The organism is Alteribacter aurantiacus DSM 18675, assembly GCF_000429705.1.
GTDB lineage: Bacteria > Bacillota > Bacilli > Bacillales > Salisediminibacteriaceae > Alteribacter > Alteribacter aurantiacus.
This window is the reverse complement of the sequence record NZ_AUCJ01000011.1, coordinates 36,538-60,737: the sequence shown is the minus strand read 5'-3', so window position 1 is coordinate 60,737 and position 24,200 is coordinate 36,538. Positions and strand designations below refer to the sequence as shown.

The following is a 24,200-nucleotide window of genomic DNA, read 5'->3' as shown; positions in this document are numbered from 1 at the left end:
AGACGGGTCAAGGGATACAATCCTTTACCCGTCTTTTTTTAACGTCCAATAAATCATCTGCTCTGCTTCGTTTTCCCGCCTCATCCCTACCTTTTCCAGTACACGGATCGATGGGACGTTATCGGAGTGACATTCGGCCTTTATTTCGTTTACGTGGCCGGTTGCAAAACCCCATTGAATCAAGGCAGCGACTGTTTCAGTAGCAAATCCATTGTTTTGATAAGAAGGGACGATGGCGTAGCCGATCTCCACAGAGCCACTCCTGTCCGGTTTGCCTTTAAACCCTCCGTCACCAATGACGGTGTGCGTCTCGCGATCGATCATCAGCCATGGCCCCCAACCGGCAAGTGAGGAATCGCTTTTGGCGTTTTCAGTATAAGTGAGGATGTGAGGGCGAAATGAAAAGTCCTCTGCTGTTTTATAATTGAGGGAATCTTCGTTGCACGCTTCAAGAATCAAACGTTTCGTTAATCGTTTCATATGCGGCCTCCAGGTAAGGTGAGAAGGCACTGCAAAAAGTTTTCAATGCCTTCAAGTAATGCTGTCTATTAGCAAGTATTAGTGATGGTAAAAAAAGAGGTTGATCGCAAAGAAAGCTTGTCCTTTTGCTCAACCTCCAAATCAGGTTATACCCCTTGTGATGAATGTTCGTTCGTTTCTTGAAGAGACTCTTTCTTTAGACGCTGATATTCAAATGTACCTCTGATCCCTTGTATAAAAAGGTAGGAAAACAGGGCTACTACAATAAGGGATCCGACATTTGTAAGGTCCGTTGTTAGTCGAAGAAAAAGTTGGTTGAACAAGTAATAAGCGAGCAAAATGATTGCGCACGCCCTACTTCCTTTGTACACGCCAAAACTGAGCAAAAACAAGATAAATATATCAATGAAACTCTCAGCCCAAGGCACTCCGAGGAAGTTAGGATTGAAAAATAGGATAAACAAGACAATGACAATGTTTAGAGAAGCAAGGATAAAACCTGCTGTCCAACCCGTTTTCATCTTTTTCTTAGCTTCGATTAGACTTTCTCTTCTTACAGGATCCTCGTTAATTTTAGTGATGGTTTCTTGAGTATTGACGGGCTTCGTTGAACTGCCGTCCAGTTTTCTCTGTCTTTTAGCCAAAGCATGGAGATACTCTTTTCGAATGACAATGGCGTGGACTAGACCGAGTACAAGTCCTACAAAAAATAAGAGAAAAAGCATGTACTCCAGAGTAGGCAACACATCTAAGATGAAGAAGATAAAACTAACTAGTAAAGGTAAAAAGTAAAGTAAACTATAGAGCATCCACCGCTTATTTCTCGTTCGCAATCCGATGTGAAGAAACGCAATAAAAAAGAAGAAGACCGTTAAAAACCATAAAAAATAGAGGGAGTGTCGAATCTTCCATCCCGTTGATAACTCGTTCATACGCACGCTCCTTTTTTCAGTATTTAAAGAACTTGTCTTATTCTAGCAAAAATGGAGAGAAGATAATGTCGCAATATGTCACAAATAATTTCTTTTTGCGGGTGCCAGGCACTGTGTTCGCGATCTCACACAGTGCCTGGCACCATCAAAAGAAGGTTTATCTCGTCGTTGAATTGAATCTATAAGTTGTCTTTATACGATTAATAGGAGGAATGTACGAGTGGGAGCCTGGGACACGGGGATTTTTGATGATGATACCGCTTGTGATGTAAGGGATGAGTTTCTTGATTACTTGGAGCAAGGACATTCTCCAAAGGAAGCAACGGAATTTGTACTGGAAGATTACCTGGAAGAGTACAGTTTTGATGAGGATCAGGAAATTCTTTCTCTCGTTTTTTATGGTCTAGCGGCTGTTCAACTGGAGAAGAACTGTCTTCAGGAAGATGTAAAAGTAACAACAATAAAGTTAATAATAGGTGGGGCAGATCTTGAGATGTGGGAAGGTGCTGGAGAAGAAGAGTATAAGAACAGAGAAAAGGTGTTAACTGATTTAAAAAGCACGTTAGAGCAGGTTTAAGAACGATAAACAGGTATAGATGTGTTAAGCACCGTAAAATAAAAAAGCCAAGTGCATCGTATGCACTTGGCTTTCATTCAAATTACTGATCGTCTTCTTCGTCGTTCTCGTCTTCTACGTCCATTTCATCTTCGTCGTCCATAAGGCCATCGTCTTCGCCTGGAACGTCATCTTTAAATTGAACGGTTACGTTTAATTCTTCATACGTTTCATCAAGTTGGAAAGCTTCAACTGCTGCGTCTCTAATCTCATCTTCGCTCATTTCAGCAGTTAGATCCATCTCAGGAAGGTTTTGTTCAAGTTCGTTTAGTGCTTCGTCACCTTCCATTGTAAGCTCTTCTTCGTGACGGTTATCTTCGATCGTTGCTTCTGGAGTTCCTTCATTATAATTGTACTCCACGCTGTAATCTCCCTCTTCGTACTGAGCGTCAAGCTGGAAGTCTATAAAGTTAAGGTCTTCGTACCAAGCGTCAGAAGCTTCGTCTGCCATATCTGCGTCATCAGTAGCTTCATCATCGTCAAGACCTAGCTCGTCATCATCATCTTCGTCTTCTTCGTGCTGTTCTACCTCACCATTCTCATCTGTTGCTGTGTCGTCTTGCTGTTCTTCAGCATCCCCACAAGCAGCCATTGTGAATGTAAGTGCTACAGTTGCAATAGATAGTCCGAATTTCTTCATGTCAAAAAACCTCCGAGTAAGTAGTATGATTATTTTTATGTCACAAGTGTCTCTACCCCAGGAAAAACAGCATTAAACAAAATCAGTAGAAGTCCGTCAATTCAGAATCGTTTATTGGGGTCTGACCCGCTGTTCAAAGGTTCACATGGTGCCAGACCCTGTGTTTACAATTTCACATTCACTTTCTATGAGACTTACGTACTTGCATTCTAGTGGGGTTACGACAGATAATAGAAGAAGATACTGAACAGAATTTGAACCTTGGGAGGCAGAAACGTTGAAAGCACCGACGACGATGTGGACGATGGTATATAAAGTGTACAAAGAGGTTGTGCCTGAGGTTCACGAGATTTTGGACGAATGGCGTAAAAAAGCGGAAACGATTGAAGACGAGGAGCTTCGGGCGTTCGCCCTTGAGAGTGTGAACGAAAATACGTTCCATAATGAAGGGGGAGGGGTATTCTCTCTTTTAACAAAAAAGGAAGCGAGAAAAGATGTCTTGTGGTTTATTGTTTCTTATCAAGTGATTTGTGATTACTTGGATAGTTTATGTGACCAAAGTGCATCCCTTGATCCAAATGATTTTCGTTCGTTACACGAGGCTTTAAAACAAGCCCTCCATCCGGGAACGCTGGATGAGACGGTTTATTATGAACACCGTGAGCAGAAAAATGACAATGGCTTTTTACGAGAGCTAGTGGCCAAGTGCCAAGAGAAGATTGCCACGTTTCCAGGATTTGAAGGCGCGCAGGGGTCTATGGAAGAACTGTCTTTGCACTACCGAAACCTGCAAGTTTATAAGCACGTGAAAAAAGAGGATAGAGAGCCTCTTTTAATTAAGTGGTATGAGGAAACAGTGGCACAAGATCCGGCTCTTTCACAGATGCGCTGGTACGAGTTCGCTGCGAGCACGGGATCTACTTTAGGGGTTTATACCCTTGCTGCTTACGCATCTAAAGAAGCACTCACGAAAGAGCAAGCGGAAGGGATTAAGTCGAACTATTTCCCTTACGCACAAGGATTACATATCCTTCTTGATTATTTCATTGATCAAGAAGAAGATCTGGCTGACGATGAACTGAACTTCTGTACGTATTACAAAAATGAAGAAGACATGGTTGAGCGAATGGGCTTGTTTAAGGAGAAGGCCGAGGCGAGTTTGAGTGAGATGCCCGATCCTGGCTTTCATACCTTAATAAATAAAGGGATCATCGCGATTTACTTGGCTGATAAAAAGGTTCAAAAGGATCCTGAAATCAAGCGTGTGGCCAATCGTATGATCCGTTTTGGAGGCATATCTACCCTCTTCTTTTACCTTAACTCATGGGTGTTTCGAAAAGTGGGAGACAAAGAGAAGACCGCATAAAAGGAGTAGGAGCTGCCAGCAATGGGGAGCTCCTTTTGTGTGGTCAATATACCCTGCCACCTATCCAAGGCCTATTTGGTGAAGCATTTTTTTAATTCCTCCAAATCGTGATGAATGACGTCTAGAAGACTTCGATTGTAGAAGATGGATGCCGGGTGGTAGGTGGGGAAAATACGGTACTCCTCTTTAGTCCATACATAATGGTTGTTTTCATCGAGCTTTTGAACGGGCTGGATAAGAAGTGTTCCGTGACAGTCACCGATTTTTTTATCCGAACCTGCCAATCGCTTAAGGCCTACATTGCCTAAGGTGACGATGATCGGGGCTTTGACATGTTCAATTTCGTAGTCGAGTAGCGGAGCGTGAGCAAGAATTTCTTTTGACGTTGGAGGCCGGTTGTATTTTCGCTTCACCCGTTCTCCAGCCCTCGTTTTTTTCTCTCCCCACCGGTATGGCCGGCTTCTCACGGCACTTGTAATATAGACTTGGTCACGGGTAAGTCCGAGCCGATCAATAAAAGCCATCAATTCTTTTCCGGCACGACCTGTAAAAGGAACCCCATTGTGAATCTCGGTTTCACCTGGCGCTTCTCCTACAAGCATCATTTGTGGGTGCTTTGGACCTCCCCCATAAACAAACCCTTCAACTGGATAAGGGGCAATTCTCTGTTGACCTTGGCGGGCTAATTCCTCGGGTATGCGCATGGAAAGATCCTCCTGTCTTTTATCCGAGTCAAGTTATTGGGAGCATGAGAGTACTCGTGTTACACTCATCATCGGAGAGTATACCCTTAGGATAAAAAAAGTAAAAGTCAGGTTGTTGACAGCATACCCCTATAGGTATATACTGATGATAGTAACGAGGTGACATCATGCAAACAATTGTGATTATCTCAGCAGTCCTATTGGCTGCCCGACTTCTATATAAACGCTATGTACCTGTCATAGGGGTCTCATGTATGAGAGTAGAGGACATGAGGCGAGAAGATGGATACTCTGTTCTCGACCTTCGTGATTTTCAAACCTCACACCACGATCCTGTTGAAGGTGCAGTTAATATGCCGATGGCTTATATCTACCGGCACTATAAAGACATTGGAGGAAACTCCATCTACCTTGTGGCTGCAAATATGACCGACGTCCACTTAGCCGCTCGTTTCCTTAAACGAAAAGGAGTAGACGTAAAAGGATTCTCTTTACCAAACCATTGTAAGAAAGGACGTGAAGTACATGGAATATAACGATAAAATGAAACACCGCGTCAAACGTATTGAAGGACAAGTGAAAGCCATTCTTCGTATGATGGAAGAAGAAAAGGATTGTAAAGACTTGATTGTGCAAATGTCCGCAGCACGAAATGCAATGGATCGTACAATCGGACTTGTCGTAAGTACGAACCTTGAGCACTGCGTAAGAGAGCAGATTGAAAAAGGGGAAGACACGGAAGAGATGATTCAAGAAGCTGTACAACTTTTAGTAAAAAGCAGATAGTGTTGACAAAAGAAATAAGGGGTGTTAATATACCCCTATAGGTATTTTGAACACATCAAAAAATTTTGAGTATCTATATACCCCTTAGGGTAATTTAAAGGAGCGATTACATGCATGCAGATAAAGTATTAGACGCAAAAGGGCTGGCATGTCCAATGCCAATCGTAAAAACGAAAAAGGCTATGGATGACATTGCTTCAGGTGAAGTACTTGAGGTTCAAACAACAGATTCCGGTGCGAAAAGTGATCTTACCGCATGGGCAAAAGCTGGCGGACATGAACTAAGAGCAGATACAGAAGAAAATGGCGTATATACGTTTTGGATTAGAAAGAAGTAAAAAATTTTAAATGGTTATATACCCATACAGGTATATGTACCAGGCCAATCTAAGGAGTGTTGAAAAAATGGAAAAGAAGAAAACAACGATTGTACTATTTAGTGGTGAGTATGATAAAGCGATGGCTGCCTATATCATTGCGAACGGAGCAGCAGCCTATGATCATGAGGTGACGATCTTCCACACGTTTTGGGGATTGAACGCGCTTCGTAAAGACGCTCAAGTACCGGTTAAAAAGACGTTTATGGAGAAAATGTTCGGAAAAATGATGCCACGTGGCGCAGACAAAATGGGTCTATCCAAAATGAACTTTGCTGGTATGGGACCGAAGATGATCAAGCAAGTGATGAAAAAACACAACGCTATGCCATTGCCGGATCTTATTGAGATGGCACAAGAGCAAGGCGTGAATCTCGTATCTTGTACAATGACAATGGACCTTTTGGGACTTCAAAAAGAAGAACTTTTAGATGACATCGAATATGCCGGCGTAGCGGCGTATTTAGGTGAAGCATCTGAGGGAAATGTGAACTTGTTTATCTAAGAGGGTATACCTCTTACTCAGAAAACCGATTTTACGTGAAGTACCGTGTCCTTATGTTATGCGTAGCTGAACGCTAGAAGCGACACTCCTGCGGCAGAAGGAGCCAGGAGAGACCCCGCAAGGGCTTTGCCCGAGGAGGCTCGCCGGCACCGCCGCGGAAAGGGAGCGGATGGCGTGAAGCGGAGCCTTATAAACTGAGGCTAGGGACTACTCATTAAAAACATTATGTTTTTAGTCTCACCTATAAAAAGTTCTAAGGAGGCATTTTATTATGATTAAAGCAAACGAAGTACTTGACGCAAAAGGCTTGGCTTGTCCGATGCCGATTGTTCGTACGAAAAAAGTCATGAATGAACTTGAGCCAGGGTTTGTTCTTGAAATTCAAGCTACAGATAAAGGCTCAACGGCAGATTTAAAAGCCTGGGCTGACCGTATTGGCCACCAGTACCTTGGTACCGTTGAAGAGGGAGAGGTATTAAAGCATTACGTTCGTAAATCAGGTAACGATGATGTTGAGCAAGAAATAAAGCATCCTCATGTCATTGATAACGAACAACTTTCTGAAAAAGTAGCAGCTGACACGATCGTATTAGTAGATGTACGTGAAGAAGCGGAGTACCGTTTTAACCACATTCCGGGTGCCGTATCGATTCCACTGGGAGAGTTGGCTGCACGTATGGATGAACTTAACAAAGAAGATGACATTCACGTCGTTTGCCGAACGGGGAGCCGTAGTGATTTAGCAGCACAAAAGCTCACTGAAAAAGGATTTACGAAAGTGACGAATGTTGTTCCTGGCATGAGCCAGTGGACAGGAGAAACAGAAAAAAGCGTATAAGTGGCGTTCAAGCCGAAGGGAGAAACAGATCCTTCGGCGAGGGAACCAAAAAATTTTACACACCAACATACTATAGGGGGTATATTAAATGACTGTAAAAGCAATGAATGCAAGCGAGTTAAGTAAAAAAGTGATTAACAAAGAGCCATTATTTATCTTGGATGTGCGTAATGAAGATGCCTTTACTGACTGGAAAGTAGATGGAGAGAATTTCAGCTATTTGAACGTACCGTATTTTGACTTGATTGACGGCGTTGAAGACATCTTAGACGACGTTCCACAAGACCGTGATGTCCTTGTTGTATGTGCAAAAGAAGGATCTTCGATTATGGTTGCGGAGCTTCTATCAGAAGCAGGACGTGACGTAAGTTATCTTGAAGGTGGTATGAAAACGTGGAGCGAACATTTGGAGCCGGTAAAAGTTGGCGACCTAGACAACGGTGGTGAGATCTACCAATTTGTTCGTCTTGGTAAAGGATGTCTTTCTTACATGATCGTCTCTGGCGATGAAGGAGCTATGATCGATCCTTTACGCCTTGTTGATCAGTATGATGCGTTTGCTAAAAAACTAGGAATTAAGGTTCTTCACATGTTCGATACGCACCTTCACGCTGATCACATTTCCGGTGGACGCCGTTTGGCAGAATCTACAGGTGGTACGTATTACTTACCGCCAAAAGACGCGGACGAAGTGACGTTTTCCTTTGAGCCTCTTGAAGATGGCAAGGTAGTCACGTTTGGTGGTGCCGATGTAACAGTTAGAGCGGTATACACACCGGGTCACACGATCGGAAGTACGTCTCTAATCGTAAATGAAACGTACTTGTTCACTGGAGACATTTTGTTCCTTGACTCTATTGGTCGTCCGGACCTTGCAGGTAAAGCGGAAGACTGGGTCAGTGACTTACGAGAGTCCTTATACGTTCGCTATAAAGAAATGGATCAAGATCTACTTGTGATGCCTGCTCACTTCGCAAAGTTGAGCGAGCTCGATGAGAAAGGCCGTGTGTTGGCACGTCTAGGTGACTTGTATAAAGTCAATACTGGTCTTCAAGTGGAAGACGAAGACGAGTTCCGTCGTCTCGTATCTGAGAACCTTCCACCGCAGCCAAACAGCTACCAAGAAATCCGTAAGACGAATATGGGTAAAATAAGCCCGGACCCAGCAGAAGAAACAGAAATGGAAATCGGTCCAAACCGCTGTGCGGTAAGCTAAAGAATGTAATGAACACCTGTTCGTTGTAGGGAGGGCACTTCACATGCAACTCCCTGCAAATAAATTATTATTACAAGATAAAATCGTGTGTCTTAGTCAGTGGAGACTATACACTGACATGAGGATAGATAAATTTTATACGCTGTTTTCGGAAGTGTTGTTGCTTTTATATAAGAAAAGTTGAAGCAGGAGGGCTCGAGACTCCTGTGGCAGTGGGGGCAATGCAAGACCCCACAGGGCGCAGCCCGAGGAGGCTTGCTAGCACCGCCACGGAAAGCGAAGGGCCCGAATGCTTCAACAACAATTCTAAGTGATGAAGAAAATAATAATAAAGCAACAATCTATACGAAAACAGCCATTTTAAAAAATCAGGAGGAATGAAAAATGAAAGCAAATAAAGTATTAGACGCAAAAGGACTAGCATGCCCAATGCCAATCATAAGAACGAAAAAGGCAATGGGAGAACTCTCAAGCGGAGAAATCCTAGAGGTTCAAGCAACAGATAAGGGAGCGAAAAGCGACCTAACTGCTTGGGCTAAAGCCGGAGGGCATGAATTAGTAGACGACGCTGAGCAAGATGGCGTATTCACATTCTGGTTGAAAAAAGGATAATGAAGCAACCCCCGGATCAGGAGCGGTGATCTGGGGGTTTTTTTGTGCATTTGGTGCTATCCCGTTAATTCCGTGAGGGAAGCCGTCAATAATAACGAGGAACCCGTTAATTCAGTTTTCGAAGCCGCAAATCCACGATTCGAAGCCGTTAAATCTTCAAAGCAACCGGTCAATACCGACATGCTGCTTTCACTTTACTCCCCACGCCTCTCCACGTACCCACGTACCTGCCTGTAAATTTCCAATAAGATATAAAACACAATGATCCACACTAATAGTATCGGTGCATATTGAATGACGCTCATGGCCTCGCCTGCTCTTACATCCCTCAGCCAAATAAAAGAGGTGGCCATGATCGGTAACATGACGAGTATGATAAATAGTTTGGAAGCTTTGTTGCCCATATAATACCCCCTAAATCTCTTGGTCTATTCTACCATATTTTTATTATTTATAATTCCTACCTGTTTACTTGACTTTAAACAAAATTTAACTATAATCAACTATATTGAATAGACATCTTAGGGGGTTGCATGATGAAAAAGGGGTTTGTGAGTTTACTAGTTTTGATGGTGTTCGCGGTGGTTACTGCTTGTGCTAGCGATGATGTGGGGGAGTTAGGATCGGATACGGAACCTTCTGAGAATCACGATCTTGTCATTGGGGTGCCGGCTGATGCCCAAACACTCGATCCACAAGGCGGGAACGAGCACTCCACTTTGAACGTCGGACGAACGATGTACGATACATTGGTATTTACAGATGACAACATGGACATGCATATGAGGTTGGCCGAAAGCTTTGATCAAACAGACGATACGACTTGGGAAGTGACGTTGCGAGAGGACGTAGAATTCCACGACGGATCACCATTTAATGCTGAAGCGGTTAAAATGAACATTGAGCGCTTGCTTGACCCGGATGTGGCTTCACCTGTTGCTTTTATGTTTAACATGATCTCAGATGTTGAGGTCATTGACGAATACACCGTTCACATCCATACTGAATATCCTTTCTCACCACTTCGCGCTCATTTCTCTCATCCGGGAGGACACATGATTGCGCCTTCTGCTATTGAAGAGGATTATAAAGCGATGGAAGAGGGTGCTGAACCAGGGTCGTATATAAACGAGAACCCGATCGGTACCGGAGCATTCATTCTTGAGGAATGGAAGCCTGGTGAATCCGTTAAGGTAGTAAAAAACGAAAACTATTGGCGTGACGTGCCAAACGTAGAATCCATCACGTTTAAGGTCGTTCCTGAAGACAATACACGTGTAGGCGAGCTTGAAACGAATACGTCCCAAATTATCTCTCACCTTAGTCCAGACTCATTGTCACGTATTGAAAATAATGACGATCTTAAAGTAGCCACGCAGGAAAGCGTAAGCATGTTTTACCTTGGCTTTAACACGGAGCAAGAGCCGTTTGACGATCCCAAAGTAAGACAGGCGATTGCTAAAGCGGTAGACAAAGAAGCGATCATTGATGGTTTGTTAAACGGAGCAGGTATTCCTGCGAAAGGTCCGATTGCGCCACCTGTAGCAGGTTCAAGTGACGATATTGAGGCCATTGAAAAAGACCTCGATGAAGCACGGGAGCTTTTAGCTGATGCAGGCTACCCTGATGGTTTTGAGACGACGTTGACTGTGGAAACGTCTCAAATCGGTGAAGATGTTGCAGTAAGTCTTCAGGCGCAGCTTGAAGAAATCGGAATTGACGTTAACATCGATACTCGTGAGCGTGGTGCTTATATTGATATCGTAACGAACGCCAATCAGGACATGTTCCTCGGTTCTTGGGGTACGGTTACAGGGGATGCTGATTATGGTCTCTACCCAATGTTCCACTCCAGTAACCACGGAATCGAAGGTAACCGTACGTTTTATGCAAATGCCGAAGTGGACGCACTACTTGAAGATGCTCGTAGCGGAAGTGAAGAAGAGCGAGCAGCACTTTATCATGACGCTCAGCAACTGATTGTAGATGACGCACCGCTCGTGCCACTCTACCATACAGAACATTTAGCTGCATTACAGAGTAATATTGAAGACTTCTACATTCACCCATCCAGCTTCTTTTACTTGGGCGACGTAAGAATAGAAGAATAAATTTACACCAAACCCTGCTTTCGAAAAGCGATAGCAGGGTTTTTCATTGTAAAAGAGAAGAAGGTTAACGGGTGCCAGGCACTGTGTTCAATCATTCACGTGGTGCCAGACCCTGTGTTCAGGGGTTCACATGGTGCCTGGCACCGAAAAGGGGGGATGGAGATGTACCTATTTGAGAATGATGAGTTAACTGTTTGGGAGTTAGAGAAGTCTGATATTTCTTTTATGGCTAAGTGGTTGTCAGACTCGAGAGTGTTGGCCTTCTATGAAGGAAGGGACCAACCTTTTGATGAGAAGAAGGTAGAGTCAGAGTTTTTCACAAAAAGAGAGCGGGGGGTTCATCCTTGTCTCGTGAGGTGGAGAAATGAACCGATCGGGTACATTCAATTTTACGAGATTGATGATGATACGAGAGCCCTTTATCACTTAGAAAAAGACGGATCAATTAGGTATGGTATCGACCAGTTTATTGGCGAGCCTGAATACTGGAACAAAGGAATTGGACGGTTACTAGTGTCCGGGATGACGGATTTTTTGATCCAGAAGAAGGGTGCGGATTGTGTTGTGATGGACCCTCACGCCGATAACGATCGAGCCCTTGCCTGTTACACGAAATGCGGTTATGAAAAAGTCCGTTTTTTACCTGAACACGAGTGGCATGAAGGGAAGAAGCGTGATTGCTGGCTGATGAAAAAGAGAAAGTAGACAGGAGCTTACGCATACAGTGTGATAGTTGGAGGTGATGAGATGCACGAAGATCAACTTACGGTCTACGACATCGACTCATGTGTACCGCCGTTTTGTGCACAAATTGATGATCAGGCACCTCTTTTTTCCGCTGAAGCTTATCTTCCATCGACTGATACCTTTGAGACGATTGATTTAGAAAGTTATCGTGGGAAGTGGGTCGTACTCTTCTTTTACGGTAATCATTTTTCATTTGTATGCCCAACAGAGCACGGGGCTATGGCTGCGTTGTATCCGGAGTTTCGATACCACAATGCGGAAGTGTTAGGGATTGCTACAGAAGGTGTGTTTACACAAAAAGTCGCCACCCGAATTTCTCCTTCCATGTCGGCAGTCCCTTACCCTCTTGTATCTGACCGATCCCAAGTTATCGGTCGTGCCTATAGGGTACTAGACCCTGCTAAAGGTGCGAACTTCCGAGCGACACTGATTGTAGACCCGGACGGTGTAATTAAAGCAAGACTTTTGTATCCACCGGAAGTAGGCAGAAATGCAGAGGAAACGCTAAGGATCTTGCAAGGGATTCAATATAACCTTGAAACGGGGGAGGCTGTGCCATCCAATTGGAAGCCGGGAGATCCGGGGATCGTAAAAGACCCGGATCAGATAGGGAATGTGTAAAAAAAGAAAGCATCTCAAAAGGTCCGTGATGGGTACCTTACGAGGTGCTCTTTTTTTTTTTGAGGTCTTATGTTTTTTTGCGCGCATAGGTAATAGTGAGGTGTATTCCATGCATGAAATGTCTTTGATGGTAGATGTCATTCAACTTGTGAGTGATGATGCAAAGCTGAGAGACATCAATCACATTTCTAAAATAACGATGATTGTCGGTGATTTGTCCAATGTCTTACCTGATGCATTGGAGTTGGCATTTATTTTTCTCAGAACACAAGAGGTGACGCTTATAAACGAAACCACCGAACTTGAACTGATAAGAGAAGAAGCGAAGGCGATATGCCAAAGCTGTGACCACACGTTTACCCCTGATTACCGGATTGCGTTATGTCCTCGGTGTGGGCTGCTTCGTGCCATTCTTGTATCAGGGGAAACATTCAGGGTGGAATCTTACGAAGGGAGTGATAGGGATGAAAGTGAAGCTACAAGAAGATGTACTTAAAAATCAAAACCTGGCGGCGTCATTTAATAGAAAAACCTTTAACGCTCACCATTTATTTGTTGTGAATCTGATGAGTTCCCCTGGTGCAGGTAAAACAACCTTATTGGAAGAAACGGTCAAAGCTCTTAAGCAGGAATACACCATTGGTGTGATTGAAGGAGACTTGGCAACAGAGCGGGATGCCCTCAGGTTGCGAAGGCTCGGTGTTGCAACGGTTCAAATTAATACGGTGGGAGGCTGTCATCTAGACGCAAGGATGGTTGCCAAAACATTGCCTGAGTTCGATTTGAAGGAGATAGACCTATTATTTATTGAAAACATCGGAAACCTTGTTTGTCCCTCAAGCTACGATCTAGGACAGGGTAAAAAAGTGGTGATCTTAAGCGTTCCAGAAGGGAATGACAAGATTCCTAAGTATCCCGTCATGTTTAAACGAACGGACATGACAGTCATAAACAAGATTGATCTGCTACCTTATGTTGATTTTAGTCTTGTACAAGCAGAAGCAGACCTCGCTACGATTAACTCTGAAGCTCGTCTTATGAGCGTATCAGCTCAAACAGGAGAAGGGATGGAGGAATGGTTGGACTGGCTGAGAGAAGGAGTTAAGTCATGCAAAGAGCAGTAAGGGTCGTGGTGAAAGGGAGGGTGCAAGGTGTCGGCTTTCGTCCGTTTATTTACGGTTTGGCAAGTAGGCTTAACATAAAAGGAACCGTTCAAAATAACGTTGACGGTGTCATCATTATTGGAGAAGGAGAATGGAACAATCTACTCCAATTTAATGGACAAATAAAGGAATCTGCACCACGACTTTCGAGAATAGAATATGTGGCGGTTGATGACATAACGTACAAAGGATACGAAGAATTTTCAATTATACCGAGTGTAGCAACAGGGAAGGAAGTTTCTTTGATTTCACCGGATGCGGCGGTTTGTGAAGATTGTATAAATGAGATGAACAACCCCTTAGACAGGCGATACAAGTTCCCTTTTATCAACTGTACCCAGTGTGGACCACGGTACTCCATTATTCATAAACTGCCTTATGATCGTCCTTATACAACAATGGCGTCCTTTCATATGTGCACAGTGTGCCGTGAAGAATACACCGATCCAACCAATCGCCGTCATCATGCTCAGCCGATATGCTGTGCCCAATGTGGGCCTCGTTTAGAGCTCCGCATGTCAAACGGACAAGTCTGTGAAGGTGAGGAGGCGATCAATAAGGCGATCCTTCTATTAAAAAGCAATAAAATTGTGGCTGTAAAAGGGATTGGAGGCTATCACCTGGCATGCAATGCAAGGGCTGAAGAACCTATCAATCAACTTCGAAAGGTGAAGCACAGACCCAAACGCCCCTTTGCTGTCATGGCGGACTGTTTGGAGACGGTGATGGAGATGTGTGAAATGACAGATGTGGAAGAAGCCGTGCTTAATAGTTCGGAAATGCCAATCACTTTGCTCAAAAAAAAGCCAAGTTACCCACTCTCTGACTGTATTGCACCTAGATTATCCACTTTAGGGGTGATGCTACCCTACACACCGTTACATCACCTTTTGTTTAGGGAAGGGTTGAATGGCCTTGTGATGACGAGTGCCAATGTGTCCGGGTCCCCGATTCTTTACAAGGATGATGACTGTTCCTTTAATCAACTTCGAGCCCTTAGTGATGCGATCTTAACTCATGATCGACCTATTTATCGTCCTATTGATGATTCGGTCGTTCAGTGTGAAAGAGACCAAATCACCCTTTTAAGGCGTGCTAGAGGATATGCTCCAGATCCTTTAAAAACATATGCTCCGGTTGACTCCATTTTAGCTTTAGGAGGAAATCAAAAAAATGCGTTTGCTTTAGGGGTTGGGAGCCATATTTTTGTGAGTCCTCATATTGGAGATCTTGATCATGAAGAAATGGTAGGGGCTTTTCGTGAACACCTTGCTCATTATAAGAAATGGCTTGGCTTTAAGGAAAAGTATGTGGTCATTGATAAACACCCTTTATACGAGACAAACCGATTAGCAAGAGAGCTTGGTTCCAACGTGTTAAAGGTGCAGCATCACCATGCTCATCACGTGTCCTGTATGGAAGAACACGGTTTAAAAAAGCCGACTTTAGGGATCATTCTTGATGGAACAGGTTATGGAAACGATGGCCATGTGTGGGGGTTTGAACTCCTATATGGAGACAAGGGAAGCTTTGAAAGGCTCGGTCACCTACGCTATACCCCGCTTCCTGGGGGAGAGAAGGCGGTGAAAGAGCCGTGGCGAAATGCAGTTGGTATGCTGATCAACTCCTTCTCTCAAGAAGGGAGAGAGCTGGCTTGTGCCCTTTTTCCTGATCGAAAACGTGAGATCGACCTTATTGAGAACATGGTGAAGAAGGGCGTGAACACACCGCTGGGAGGGACGTGCGGGAGGCTCTTTGATGCTGTAAGTGCGATGCTTGGAGTGTGTTCTGTTTCCACATACGAGGGTGAAGCAGCGATTAAACTGGCGGAATTTGGCCAAGATCAAGCTAAAAAAGGAGAACATTATCCCTTCCAGATTCATGACTTGAACGGGACGATACAGCTCGACTTCTCTTCAGGTCTATACGAAATAGCATCGGACAGACTTTCAATGAAGCCTACCAGAACAATTGCACAAGCTTTTCATAGAACAGTTGTAGAAATGTCCGTTCAAATGGTTATGAGTGCGGTTAAAAAAAGACCTGACTTGAACAGGAATGTTGTTTTATCCGGAGGCTCCTTTCAGAACTTCTTCTTAAGAGATGAGTTGAAAAAGGAGCTTTCAGAAAGGGGCTTCGAGGTATTCACTCATCGATTAATTCCTTGTCATGATGGAGGACTTTCGGTAGGACAACTCATCATTGCTTCTGAATGGATATCAAGGCAATCAGCAAAGAAAGGCAGTGAAAAAGATGTGTATAGGAGTCCCAGCTAAAGTGATTACCATTACTGAAGAACAAGCGCTTGTGGATGTGTTGGGTTCTCAGATGTATGTGGGTATCCTCTTCGTTCCGGAAGTGAAGGTTGGAGACTATGTTCTTTTACATGCAGGACAGGCGATGACAGTCGTTGATGAGACGTACGCAAATGAAAGTATAAAGGAATGGAGGGAAATCATTCGTGAGAGCGATGGACCTGTTCTCTGACACTGATCTGACACTCCAATCATTACAAGCGGTCATTAGGGTCGCTGAGCAGTTCAAGGAAAAGTACAAAAGAGCGCCTGTATTTATGGAGGTATGCGGATCCCATACGATGGCTTTTGCAAGGTCTGGTATTAAAAAGCGATTGAATGATCACGTGGAACTCATATCAGGACCTGGGTGTCCGGTATGTGTAACAGACCAAAAATCCATCGATGCCATGATTACGCTAGGGGAATCACCGAACCGAATTTTGTGTACATTCGGAGACATGATGCGGGTGCCTGGATCGAGGCATTCCTTGATGACCGCAAAAGCCGCGGGAAACGATATACGAGTAGTTTATTCTCCACTGGACAGTGTCAAGATTGCAGAAGAAAACCCAGACAAGGAAATCATATTTCTAGGGATTGGGTTTGAAACAACGATCCCGATTCTTACACTCGCCATTAGAGAAGCGGAAAAGAAAGGGATCATGAACTATTCGGTGTGGATGACGACCAAGCTGGTGGAACCTGCAATAAGGGCTTTGTTAGATGCAGGAGAGGTTAAATTGGACGGGTTTCTTTTACCCGGGCACGTATCTGTCGTCATGGGGGAAGAAAAGTATGGTTTTTTACCAAAGGAGTATGGGATGTCAGGGGTCATAAGTGGTTTTGAGCCTGTCCAACTACTGAGCGGCATGTATAAATTGATGGCGCTTCTTTTAGAAGGGAAGCCAGGCATCATTAATGATTATCAAAGCGTTGTGACAAAAAAGGGAAATCGATTCGCTCAGGAAATGATGGACCGCTATCTAACACCGTTTGGTGAGGAGTGGCGGGGGATGGGGGTGATTCCGGACAGTGGTCTTGTGTTGAGAGATCGCTTTTCTCTGTACGATGCAAAAAAGAAGTTCCAAATTTCAATGGATCAACCAAGGAAAACAAAATGTCGCTGTGGGGAGATCATCCGCGGTTTGATAAAACCCGAGGAGTGTGTGTTGTTTAACAAAGGGTGTACGCCACTAAACCCCATCGGACCTTGTATGGTTTCAACAGAAGGGACATGTTCCGCTCATTATCAGTACATGAGGGAGGATTGAAAATGAAAGACGTGATCAGTTTGGCTCACGGAGAAGGGGGAGAGCTTACCCACCGGTTAATTGAAGATCTTTTTGCCAATGCTTTTTGTCACCATGATCAATTGCACCTTGATGCCGCAGTTGTCACCTGTGAGAAAAAAGAGATAGCGGTAACGACGGACAGCTTTGTTGTGAAGCCGATCTTCTTTCCTGGGGGAGATATAGGGAAGCTGTCTGTCGCTGGTACAGTAAATGATTTAGCCGTCAGCGGAGCATCCCCGCTTTTTTTAACAGCTGGATTCATTCTTGAAGAGGGATTTGAGATTCGTGGTTTGAAGAAAGTTGTTCAAAGTATGGCTGAGGAAGCGAAGCATGCCGGTGTGAGGATCATCGCCGGGGATACAAAGGTCGTTGAAAAAGGTGAGGCAGATGGTTTGTTTATCAACACAACTGGCTTTGGGGTGCTCGGATCCAAAAAAGTGAATGGTTCAAATGTAAAAGAAGGAGATGTGGTTATTTGCAGTGGAACCATTGGTGACCACGGCATTGCGATCGTGAGTGCTAGAGAGAAATTGGGCTTACTTACGGAAGTTCAAAGTGACTGTGCTTCGTTGAATCATATGATTGATCGCCTTCTAAGTGAGACAGACGGTATCCGTATTATGCGAGATCCCACCAGGGGAGGATTGGCCACTACGCTGGTAGAGTTGTGTGACAACCTGCAAATGACCGTTGAATTACAAGAAAGAGAGATTCCTGTTAAAAGAGAAGTGGAAGGGGCGTGTGACATATTGGGGTTCGACCCTCTTTATCTGGCAAATGAGGGGAAGGTTGTCATCATTGCCGATGCAACGGAAGAAGAAAGAATACTAGAGATTTTGGGCAAAGACCCCCTAGGAAGACAAGCGCGAACGATTGGGGAGGTCACTTCTGTTGATAAAGGGAAGTTGCTTTTGAAAACACCAGTAGGAACAACCCGGCGTATGGACCGTCTTTCGGGAATGCTGTTGCCCCGGATATGTTAATGATTCTCTTTTTCTTTGCATAGGAATAGGTTGAATGCATAAGAAGGGGAGAATAGGATGACGAACATTGAGCTACAGAGGTTAAGGATGAATCATCTGGTTACTCAGGCCCGCTATGACCTTTACACTCTTTCTGGACTAACCGATCAAAGTCCTCAAAAACAACCGATTCTCCAGCGCTTATGGGATACCCTTTCCGAGATTCATTTCATTAGTGAGGTGCTGGCAAATCAGGCAAATGCCCAGCCAGCGAGTCATCTTACTCAGATGCAGCCAGCGATGCTAGCTGCCAATGGGATGACATTAAATCAGCTACCAAATTCAACTCCCTCCAATGACCGAACGTTTACACTGGAAGAGCTAGCTAATTATGATGGGAAAAATGGAAGAGCAGCTTATGTGGCCGTGAACGGTACGGTTTATGATGTGACAAATAATCGAACGTGGGCAGCCGCAACTCACTTTGGTTTAACAGCAGGAAAAGAGTACACAGAGGAATTTGCATCCTGTCATGCAGGGCAGCAAGCGATTTTAGCTACACTTCCTGTAGTGGGGAGACTACTATGAGCGGATATATCTTACCACCGGAACCGATGACCAATGAAGCGGTAGCTGAAAGGTTAACCAACGCTGCCGTATCAAGAATCCAAAACGGGCTTATAAAAAAGCAAAACTTGATCTACTTAGAGCTAAATGGCTGTTCCGGCAACATTATTTCGTTGTTGAATGGTCAAAACCCTGACTTTGAATATATGGTAAACTCCATGGTCAATCTCCGCTACAGTAATAGTTTAATGGCTTCAGAAGGTGAGCAAGCGATGGAGAAATTGCTTGCTGCGTCCCAAGATGAATATATTCTAGCTGTTGAAGGGGCCGTGGCTCTAAGAGACAACGGGTTATACAACGTGATTGGCACGTTAAACGGAAAACCACTCACAGGTCTAGAAGCGGTAACCATGCTCGGTCAAAAAGCATCTCGAATTTTAGCTGTAGGGGCATGCGCCACACATGGGGGCGTGTCAGCCGCTAAGCCCAATCCTTCTGAGTCCGTTGGCCTTCAGAGGGTTTTGCCCGAAAAAGAGATTATTAAATTGCCTGGATGCCCTGTAAATCCGGACTGGTTTTTAGGAACCTTGGCTCACCTTCTGTTATATGGAGTGCCGGAAACAGATAACCTGGGCCGCCCTCTTATGTTTTACAGCACCCTCATTCATGATCGTTGTCCAAGGAGACCGTTTTTTGATAAAGGCATTTTCGCAGAGAAGCTAGGTGATAAAACGTGCTTGTTTAAACTCGGGTGCCGAGGTCCGGTAACGAGGATCGATTGTCCCACCAGGCAGTGGAATGGCCACGTAAACTGGCCGATTGGTGCGAACACGCCTTGCATAGGGTGTACACAATTCGGTTTTCCCGATGCGATGGCCCCCTTTATTACCTATGACACGACAAGGGTGGTTAAGGATGAGTAAACAAAAAATCATCATTAATCCTTTAACCAGGATTAGCGGCTTTATGGAAGTAGATGTGACCGTAGAAAAAAATAACGTAGTAGATGTGAAAACGAAAGGAAACATGTTCCGTGGGTTTGAGCAAATGCTCGTAGGAAGAAGCCCCTTCGATGCTGTTTATTTTACACAACGGATATGCGGCATCTGCTCAGCGGCCCATTCCATGGCATCTTCACTGGCATTGGAAGATGCTCTAGGGATTGAAGCCGTTGAACAAGGCAGGTATTTAAGAGACATTATCCATTGCTGTGAGTTCTTACAAAACCATATCCGCCACACATATCAATACACGGTGCCAGATTTTGTGAAAATTGAGCAAAACCCTCTCTTTCAATCGGATCATGATGACTTTCGGATTCCAAAGACGGCCAGCGATCGTATATCTAAACATTATTTTGAATCCCTTACGATCAGTCGCCTTGCTCATCAGATGCTTGCTGTTTTAGGCGGGAAAGCCCCTCACAACCACGGCGTTTTTATCGGTGGTGTGACGACACAGGTAAACGCGGACATTGTTGTCAAATTAGCTTCCATCTTAAAACAAGTGACACAGTTTATTGAACAGAAAATGATACCAGACGTTTATGAAATTGCAGCATACTACCCTGAATATTATCGTCTTGGTGGAGGGTATGGAAATTTACTTACTTTTGGGGCCTTCGATCAGTATAAGGAGCTGGGGACGTTATATGTAGATCCTCTAGTATCGATGAGCAGGGGAGTCGAGCCATTTGATGAAACAAAAATCAAAGAAAAAATTGACTACTCTTGGTACCGTTCTACAGATGAAGAATACAAGCCTGACGAAACGATGCCTGAACCGGATAGGGGCAAGAAAACGTCCTATTCATGGGTTAAAGCTCCAAGGTATGATGGGAAACCGATGGAAGTGGGGCCTCTGGCAAGGCTTATTTTAAGCAATGAGTATACGAATGGAATTTCAGCTATGGATCGAACCTTGGCTAGAGCATTGGAGGCACAAAAGATTGCCGGCATTATGAAAACCCTTCTTGGTCAAGTTGTTCCTGGTGTTGACGTCCAGAAAAAATATACGCTTCCTAATGAGGCTGAGGGGAGAGGATTGACGGATACGACTCGGGGAGCGCTAGGTCATTGGCTTAAAATAAAGGGTAAGAAACTCTCTTTTTATCAAATTATTACACCTTCCACATGGGATTTTTCAACGAAAGATGATCAAGGGTATCGTGGTATAGCGGAGGAAGCACTGATGGGAACGCCGATTCAAAACGTCGATCAGCCTGCGGAAGTCGGAAGGATCCTTAGGTCCTTCGATCCATGTATGTCATGTGCCACACATGTATTTGTGCCGGGAAAAAAAGTCAAAACTATTCAGGTGTTCTAGATGAAGAGAACGATGGTATTGGGGATCGGTAACCAACTGATGATGGACGATGGGATTGGAATCTACGTTGTTGAAGCGTTAAAGGAAGATTTGGCCATACCAATGGTAGATTACGTGATCGGAGAGTCAGACATCGAGTATTGCCTTGATAGGGTGGAAGGGGCAGACCAAGTCATCGTGATCGATGCCATGCTTGGGGGAAAGAAGCCTGGAGAAATAACCGTTTCCCATTTGTCTGAACTGGATGCAATGGAAACACTCCCTATATCTCCTCATAACCTCCACCTGTTTCACGTATTGCAACAAACAGGTAAAGATACGATAGTCATTGGCATAGAGCCAGAACAACTTGCGTTTCACATTGGCCTGAGTGATTGCCTAAATAACATGAAAGTAAACATTACAGAAAAAATTAGCCAACTATTGAAGGAACTAGTAGTGCCAGACCCCATGTGAGGGAATTCACACGGGGTCTGGCACTGTGTTCAGCTGTTCACATAGTGCTTGTTCTTTCTATGTTTATGGAATATTATGCTAAAATTAAAGTATCTCACACATGGGGTTGATTGTATGGGCATCAATTTTCATGACAGAAGGAACAAAGACAGTTATACGACGAGGAAAGCAGATCAAACTTGGAAGGAAACCATGGAGAGGCTCGTACGTCCGGCCACTCGGAAGCATGCGGTAGACATTGGTTGTGGTGGCGGGATTTACACGAAGGCGTTGGCGGACCTTGGCGTCTCTTCAGTAACGGGAGTGGATTTCTCTGAAGCCATGCTTACTGGCGCTCGTGAAAAGATCGGTGCTGATCGTAGGCTTACATTACAAAAAGGAAGCGCTCAGGACACTGGTTTGGAGGATGGATGCAGTGACATGGTCTTGCAAAGAGCGCTTATTCATCACATGAAAGACCTTCACCCGTGCTTTCTTGAAGCGAGGCGATTGCTTAGAGAGGGTGGAGTAGTCATCGTCCAAGACCGTACACCTGAAGATTGTTTCTTGCCAGGAAGTGAGGAGCATATTCGAGGGTACTTGTTTTCATTGTTTCCTCGTCTTGTAGACCAAGAGGTGAACAGACGCCATAGGAGTGAGAGGGTTGTTCATGAATTAGAGGCTACAGGGTTTCAACAAGTAAGCGTCCATCGGCTTTGGGAAACAAGACATCGATATCCTTCAAAAGAGCGTTTATTTGAAGACCTTCGTGCAAGAAACGGACGGTCTATTTTGCATGAGCTTAGTAACGACGAAATGGAAGAGTTGATTCGTCACTTGGAAATGGAGCTGCCTGAAGGGGAGATTGTTGAAAAAGATCGTTGGACGATCTGGCAGGCCGTGGTGAGAGAGTGATGAGAATTACAGCGGTTCAGAATGGTCAGGAAGAGGAAGCGAGGGACCTCGTATTGGCTGGGATGAAAGAACGATTCGGGGTACTTGACCACTCTTTTAACCAAGACCTACAGAAGATAAGAACCTTTTACAATCGGCCAGGCTATGTATTTTTAACAGGAATATCACAGGGACAGATCGTTTGTACCGGCGCTATTACTAACGAGTGCGAAGGTGTAGGACGGATTCAACGGATGAGTGTTAGTGAAGGTCACCGCAGAAAAGGGTGTGCCAAACGAATGCTTCATGAGCTTGAAAAACATGGCTTGAGGATGGGGTATAAGAGAATGGTCATTGAAACGAACGATGACTGGACAAGTGCCATATCTTTATATCAAAACAGTGGATACAGTGTGGAACGGTACGAAGCAGGTTGTGTTCATATGATAAAAAACGTGGAGGGAACGAAGATGCCATTTGAATTTAAACGGATTGACCATGTTCAATTAGCTGCACCAAAAGGAAGTGAAGAAGAGGCTCGTCGTTTTTTTGCCGGCGTGTTAGGATTTGAAGAAGTAGAAAAACCAGAGGTATTACGAAAAAGAGGAGGCGCATGGTTCGAATTCGGCTCTATTCAAGTACATATCGGGGTTGAAGAATCCTTTTCTCCTGCTAAGAAAGCTCACCCAGCCTTTGAAATTGATAACCTTGACGGGTTAATTGAGCATTTGGATCATCACGCTGTTTCGTATAAAAAAGACGAGGACTTGCCGGGGGCAAAACGGATCTACTTGGACGACCCATTCGGTAACCGTCTTGAAATATTGGAGTGGATCTAAGTGGTGCCAGGCCCTGTGTGTACTAAATCACACAGTGCCTGGCACCGTTTTCGTTTTTCATAGGAGGGAATAGAAACGCAAAGGAAAGGGGGACGGGGGATGCTCTATCTCGTGAGTTTTCTTTGTGTAGTCGGATTTATCGTTGTTCATTTATTTTCAAGGCATGTGACCTTTTTACACACGATTCCTCGTAGTAAAGTCCTTTCTGTTGCAGGCGGGGTTTCAATTGCTTATGTGTTCATGCATATCTTGCCTGAGCTTCATATGTACCAAGACGAGCTTCATACAAACGAGTTCCAGCTCTTTGGGTTGGGGGATTATCACGTTTATCTCGCGTCTCTTCTTGGCTTATCTGCCTTTTATGGCTTGGAGAGGATGGCGAAAGGTGCGATAGAGAAAGGAAAGAGAGGGGAAGATGAAAATCCATGGGTGTTTAGAATCCATATTTTATCATTCTTTCTTTACAATTTCTTGATCGGTTATTTGTTGCTCCGAGGAGAGAATCGGGAGCCGAGCGAATTGTTCTTATACTTCTTTGCATTATCCGTTCACTTCGTTTCAAACGATCACGCCCTTCGGCAAACCCACAAGCAAGAGTATGACGTTTACGGACGGTATTTACTCGCGGCAGCTGTTGTAGTTGGATGGTTGACCGGCGTATTTGTGGAAGTGAACGAGCACGGCATCGCGCTCTTGTTTTCAATTTTGGCAGGCACAATGATTCTAAACGTGTTAAAAGAAGAGTTGCCGGAAGAAAGGGAGAGTAATTTCTGGGCCTTTGCGGCAGGTGTAGGGCTCTATACGATCCTTTTATACGTGATGTAACGCCATTCGCCATCGTTCGCAAAGTAAATAAACGTTTGTTTAACTTAGGA

Annotated in this window: 30 protein-coding genes and 1 pseudogene; 26 read left to right on the top strand and 5 right to left on the bottom strand. The window is 44.4% G+C overall.

Annotated elements, in window-relative coordinates; all coding sequences use genetic code 11:
- Positions 1-24: 24 nt before the first annotated feature.
- Positions 25-480 (bottom strand): GNAT family N-acetyltransferase, encoded by a 456-nt coding sequence (locus G476_RS0101585; protein ID WP_026688557.1) that lies wholly within the window; start codon positions 478-480, stop codon positions 25-27.
- A 146-nt stretch (positions 481-626) separates the two neighbouring features.
- Complete coding sequence (locus G476_RS0101580) at positions 627-1,412, bottom strand: hypothetical protein (protein ID WP_026688556.1); 786 nt, start codon at positions 1,410-1,412, stop codon at positions 627-629.
- Positions 1,413-1,632: 220 nt separating this feature from the next.
- Here G476_RS0101580 and G476_RS0101575 point away from each other — a divergent pair, with 220 nt between their 5' ends.
- The gene (locus tag G476_RS0101575) at positions 1,633-1,989 is read left to right on the top strand and encodes a DUF4259 domain-containing protein (RefSeq protein ID WP_026688555.1); all 357 of its coding nucleotides are present in this window, start codon (positions 1,633-1,635) and stop codon (positions 1,987-1,989) included.
- Positions 1,990-2,071: 82 nt separating this feature from the next.
- On the opposite strand, the gene G476_RS0101570 is transcribed toward G476_RS0101575, so the two are convergent.
- Positions 2,072-2,668: a YusW family protein gene (locus tag G476_RS0101570; RefSeq protein ID WP_026688554.1), complete on the bottom strand. Its 597-nt coding sequence runs from the start codon at positions 2,666-2,668 to the stop codon at positions 2,072-2,074.
- A gap of 277 nt (positions 2,669-2,945) precedes the next feature.
- Between G476_RS0101570 and G476_RS0101565 the strand changes: the two genes are divergently transcribed.
- Entirely contained in the window at positions 2,946-4,034 is a 1,089-nt protein-coding gene (locus G476_RS0101565) for a tetraprenyl-beta-curcumene synthase family protein (protein ID WP_026688553.1), read from the top strand.
- 71 nt (positions 4,035-4,105) lie between these two features.
- On the opposite strand, the gene G476_RS0101560 is transcribed toward G476_RS0101565, so the two are convergent.
- Positions 4,106-4,738, bottom strand: a complete 633-nt coding sequence (locus G476_RS0101560) for a uracil-DNA glycosylase (RefSeq protein ID WP_026688552.1) — start codon at positions 4,736-4,738, stop codon at positions 4,106-4,108.
- 167 nt (positions 4,739-4,905) lie between these two features.
- Here G476_RS0101560 and G476_RS0101555 point away from each other — a divergent pair, with 167 nt between their 5' ends.
- From G476_RS0101555 to G476_RS0101515, 7 genes are all read left to right on the top strand, one after another.
- Positions 4,906-5,274, top strand: coding sequence for a rhodanese-like domain-containing protein (locus G476_RS0101555; RefSeq protein ID WP_156906499.1), 369 nt, complete (start codon positions 4,906-4,908; stop codon positions 5,272-5,274).
- On the top strand, positions 5,264-5,524 hold the full coding sequence (locus tag G476_RS0101550; RefSeq protein WP_026688550.1) for a metal-sensitive transcriptional regulator: 261 nt from the start codon (positions 5,264-5,266) through the stop codon (positions 5,522-5,524). Before G476_RS0101555 ends, G476_RS0101550 begins: the two co-directional genes overlap by 11 nt.
- A gap of 110 nt (positions 5,525-5,634) precedes the next feature.
- On the top strand, positions 5,635-5,862 hold the full coding sequence (locus tag G476_RS0101545; protein ID WP_026688549.1) for a sulfurtransferase TusA family protein: 228 nt from the start codon (positions 5,635-5,637) through the stop codon (positions 5,860-5,862).
- Positions 5,863-5,929: 67 nt separating this feature from the next.
- Positions 5,930-6,406: a DsrE/DsrF/DrsH-like family protein gene (locus tag G476_RS0101540; protein WP_026688548.1), complete on the top strand. Its 477-nt coding sequence runs from the start codon at positions 5,930-5,932 to the stop codon at positions 6,404-6,406.
- A 271-nt stretch (positions 6,407-6,677) separates the two neighbouring features.
- Complete coding sequence (locus G476_RS0101535; protein ID WP_026688547.1) at positions 6,678-7,244, top strand: sulfurtransferase TusA family protein; 567 nt, start codon at positions 6,678-6,680, stop codon at positions 7,242-7,244.
- 88 nt (positions 7,245-7,332) lie between these two features.
- Positions 7,333-8,460 (top strand): MBL fold metallo-hydrolase, encoded by a 1,128-nt coding sequence (locus G476_RS0101530; RefSeq protein WP_026688546.1) that lies wholly within the window; start codon positions 7,333-7,335, stop codon positions 8,458-8,460.
- Positions 8,461-8,844: 384 nt separating this feature from the next.
- Positions 8,845-9,072, top strand: a complete 228-nt coding sequence (locus tag G476_RS0101515; protein ID WP_026688545.1) for a sulfurtransferase TusA family protein — start codon at positions 8,845-8,847, stop codon at positions 9,070-9,072.
- A gap of 194 nt (positions 9,073-9,266) precedes the next feature.
- Here the strand turns inward: G476_RS0101515 and G476_RS0101505 are convergent, their stop codons facing one another.
- Positions 9,267-9,476: a hypothetical protein gene (locus G476_RS0101505; protein WP_026688544.1), complete on the bottom strand. Its 210-nt coding sequence runs from the start codon at positions 9,474-9,476 to the stop codon at positions 9,267-9,269.
- 129 nt (positions 9,477-9,605) lie between these two features.
- Here G476_RS0101505 and G476_RS0101500 point away from each other — a divergent pair, with 129 nt between their 5' ends.
- The 17 genes and pseudogenes from G476_RS0101500 (at position 9,606) to G476_RS0101425 (ending at position 24,150) form a co-directional block, all read left to right on the top strand.
- The gene (locus tag G476_RS0101500) at positions 9,606-11,183 is read left to right on the top strand and encodes a glutathione ABC transporter substrate-binding protein (RefSeq protein WP_342664029.1); all 1,578 of its coding nucleotides are present in this window, start codon (positions 9,606-9,608) and stop codon (positions 11,181-11,183) included.
- 162 nt (positions 11,184-11,345) lie between these two features.
- On the top strand, positions 11,346-11,888 hold the full coding sequence (locus tag G476_RS0101495) for a GNAT family N-acetyltransferase (RefSeq protein ID WP_026688542.1): 543 nt from the start codon (positions 11,346-11,348) through the stop codon (positions 11,886-11,888).
- Between the two features lie 42 nt (positions 11,889-11,930).
- Positions 11,931-12,551, top strand: a complete 621-nt coding sequence (locus G476_RS23130) for a peroxiredoxin (protein ID WP_084405553.1) — start codon at positions 11,931-11,933, stop codon at positions 12,549-12,551.
- Between the two features lie 109 nt (positions 12,552-12,660).
- Positions 12,661-13,047, top strand: a complete 387-nt coding sequence (locus tag G476_RS0101485; RefSeq protein WP_026688540.1) for a hydrogenase maturation nickel metallochaperone HypA/HybF — start codon at positions 12,661-12,663, stop codon at positions 13,045-13,047.
- Positions 13,016-13,675, top strand: a complete 660-nt coding sequence (gene hypB, locus G476_RS0101480; RefSeq protein ID WP_026688539.1) for a hydrogenase nickel incorporation protein HypB — start codon at positions 13,016-13,018, stop codon at positions 13,673-13,675. Before G476_RS0101485 ends, hypB begins: the two co-directional genes overlap by 32 nt.
- A complete protein-coding gene (gene hypF / locus G476_RS21060) occupies positions 13,660-15,990 on the top strand; it encodes a carbamoyltransferase HypF (protein ID WP_051314611.1) in 2,331 nt (776 codons plus the stop codon). The genes hypB and hypF overlap by 16 nt, the downstream gene beginning before the upstream one ends.
- Positions 15,968-16,201 carry a HypC/HybG/HupF family hydrogenase formation chaperone gene (locus G476_RS0101470; protein ID WP_026688538.1) on the top strand — a complete coding sequence of 78 codons (234 nt, stop codon included), beginning with the start codon at positions 15,968-15,970 and terminating at the stop codon, positions 16,199-16,201. Before hypF ends, G476_RS0101470 begins: the two co-directional genes overlap by 23 nt.
- Positions 16,185-17,282 carry a hydrogenase formation protein HypD gene (gene hypD / locus G476_RS0101465; RefSeq protein ID WP_035185945.1) on the top strand — a complete coding sequence of 366 codons (1,098 nt, stop codon included), beginning with the start codon at positions 16,185-16,187 and terminating at the stop codon, positions 17,280-17,282. Before G476_RS0101470 ends, hypD begins: the two co-directional genes overlap by 17 nt.
- Before the next feature lie 2 nt (positions 17,283-17,284).
- Positions 17,285-18,286 (top strand): hydrogenase expression/formation protein HypE, encoded by a 1,002-nt coding sequence (gene hypE, locus G476_RS0101460; protein WP_026688536.1) that lies wholly within the window; start codon positions 17,285-17,287, stop codon positions 18,284-18,286.
- A gap of 57 nt (positions 18,287-18,343) precedes the next feature.
- The gene (locus G476_RS0101455; protein WP_026688535.1) at positions 18,344-18,853 is read left to right on the top strand and encodes a cytochrome b5 domain-containing protein; all 510 of its coding nucleotides are present in this window, start codon (positions 18,344-18,346) and stop codon (positions 18,851-18,853) included.
- On the top strand, positions 18,850-19,755 hold the full coding sequence (locus tag G476_RS0101450; RefSeq protein ID WP_026688534.1) for a hydrogenase small subunit: 906 nt from the start codon (positions 18,850-18,852) through the stop codon (positions 19,753-19,755). Before G476_RS0101455 ends, G476_RS0101450 begins: the two co-directional genes overlap by 4 nt.
- Positions 19,748-21,157, top strand: coding sequence for a nickel-dependent hydrogenase large subunit (locus tag G476_RS0101445; RefSeq protein ID WP_026688533.1), 1,410 nt, complete (start codon positions 19,748-19,750; stop codon positions 21,155-21,157). The genes G476_RS0101450 and G476_RS0101445 overlap by 8 nt, the downstream gene beginning before the upstream one ends.
- Positions 21,158-21,613, top strand: a complete 456-nt coding sequence (locus G476_RS0101440; RefSeq protein ID WP_026688532.1) for a hydrogenase maturation protease — start codon at positions 21,158-21,160, stop codon at positions 21,611-21,613.
- 114 nt (positions 21,614-21,727) lie between these two features.
- Complete coding sequence (locus G476_RS0101435; protein ID WP_026688531.1) at positions 21,728-22,507, top strand: class I SAM-dependent methyltransferase; 780 nt, start codon at positions 21,728-21,730, stop codon at positions 22,505-22,507.
- Positions 22,507-22,896 (top strand): annotated as a pseudogene (locus G476_RS23450) (GNAT family N-acetyltransferase); the annotation flags it as partial. The gene G476_RS0101435 and the pseudogene G476_RS23450, both read left to right, overlap by 1 nt.
- A gap of 60 nt (positions 22,897-22,956) precedes the next feature.
- The gene (locus G476_RS23445) at positions 22,957-23,325 is read left to right on the top strand and encodes a VOC family protein (protein ID WP_026688530.1); all 369 of its coding nucleotides are present in this window, start codon (positions 22,957-22,959) and stop codon (positions 23,323-23,325) included.
- Between the two features lie 99 nt (positions 23,326-23,424).
- Entirely contained in the window at positions 23,425-24,150 is a 726-nt protein-coding gene (locus G476_RS0101425) for a hypothetical protein (protein WP_026688529.1), read from the top strand.
- The last annotated feature ends 50 nt before the right edge of the window (positions 24,151-24,200 follow it).